Source organism: Leuconostoc sp. (assembly GCF_965300815.1).
Genome location: NZ_CBDKZH010000184.1, coordinates 1 through 1,675 on the forward strand (window position 1 = coordinate 1; position 1,675 = coordinate 1,675).

The following is a 1,675-nucleotide window of genomic DNA, read 5'->3' on the forward strand; positions in this document are numbered from 1 at the left end:
CCCATCAAACCGCTGTCATCATTTTCAGAAGCTGTGAGTGTTTCAAATCCCTGATCACCATAAAAAACTGAATCGCCGAAACTGTCAGTTAAAATAAATCCATAATTTAAACGGTTAAAAGGCGCTGTTAATGATGCTTGCCAATATTGGTGGGTCTCAGTGACAAGTGTTTTTTCCATGACAACATTGGCAGATTTTTGCCAAGTACCGTTCTGCCAATTATAGGGATCTCCAGCAACGACGCTAATGGATTGGATATCATCTTTTGCGGTTCGGATACGTAATCGTAGTTCATCTGCTGTATATAAATAAGCATATTCAGATTCAGGACGATGATAAATTGCTGCTTTATTCATAAATAATGGCCTCGTTAATGGATTAAATGGTCAGGAAATCGCGACAGTCTTAGACAATCCGCTGTGTCGTATCGGCATCAAAAAAGTGGCCTTTATTGGTGTTGATTGCGAGTTCAATTGCGGCACCAGGTTGATTGTAATCACGGGCATTGACACGCGCAACCAGTTGTTGTGACCCAACTTGCGTATACAACATTGAGTCGGCGCCCATTAGTTCTGCAATGGTAACAGTTGCTGTCACTTTACTTTCGGGATAGGTGTCGAGTGCGACTTGTTCGGAATGAATATCTTCCGGCCGAATACCGAAGACAACTTGTTTGCCTTCGTAGCCACGAGCGGTGAGTTGCTTAGCCATACCAAGCGGAATTTTCAGCGTAAAACCATCTTTTGTCGTCAATACATCATGACTGAACTGACCAGAAATCATATTCATTGATGGCATACCAATGAATGTGGCCACAAAAATGTTGGCAGGTTCATTGTAGAGTTCTTGTGGGGTACCAACTTGCTGAATGTCACCATGGTCGATAATCACAATACGATCAGCCAGTGTCATCGCTTCTGTCTGGTCGTGCGTCACATAAATAGTCGTGGCACCAATCCGCTTGTGAATCTTAGTAATTTCTGCTCTAATTTCAACACGTAATTTGGCATCAAGGTTAGATAGGGGTTCATCCATTAACAAAATTTTTGCATCACGAACGATTGCGCGTCCCATCGCGACACGTTGCCTTTGACCACCAGATAAATCAGCGGGTTTGCGATCAAGATAGTCTTCAATACCGAGAATTTTCGCTGCGTCTTGCACACGTTGTATGATTTCTGCTTTGGGTACTTTTCTTAATTTGAGACCGAACGCAATATTATCAAACACGCTCATATGTGGGTAGAGGGCATAGTTTTGAAAAACCATCGCAATATCACGGTCTTTAGGTGGGACATCATTCATTAATTTATTGTCAATGAAAAATTCACCACTAGTTATCTCTTCTAAGCCGGCGATCATACGTAAAACAGTTGATTTACCGGAACCAGATGGCCCGACAAACACGATAAACTCTTTATCGTGAATTTGAAGATTATAATCTGCCACAGATGGGGTGGTCATGTGTGGATAAGTTTTATTGATGTGTTCCAAACGAATTTCAGCCATTTTGTCTTCCTTGTTTTTTTAATATCGGATATCGCAACTATAAAAAAACGATAGCGCTTACATTGATAAGATTAGCATACTTAGGAATAAATGCAAGCGCTTTCACAAATTTGCTATACCAAATTCGATATGTTTGTGAAAAATATGATTTATTTAATAATAGAAT

Annotated in this window: 2 protein-coding genes; both read right to left on the bottom strand. The window is 40.5% G+C overall.

What is annotated here, in order from left to right:
- On the bottom strand, positions 1–356 hold a 356-nt coding region (locus ACW12G_RS07925; RefSeq protein ID WP_455647711.1), incomplete at its 3' end, for an alpha amylase N-terminal ig-like domain-containing protein.
- A 49-nt stretch (positions 357–405) separates the two neighbouring features.
- A complete protein-coding gene (locus ACW12G_RS07930; RefSeq protein ID WP_147001468.1) occupies positions 406–1,509 on the bottom strand; it encodes an ABC transporter ATP-binding protein in 1,104 nt (367 codons plus the stop codon).
- Positions 1,510–1,675: the final 166 nt, after the last annotated feature.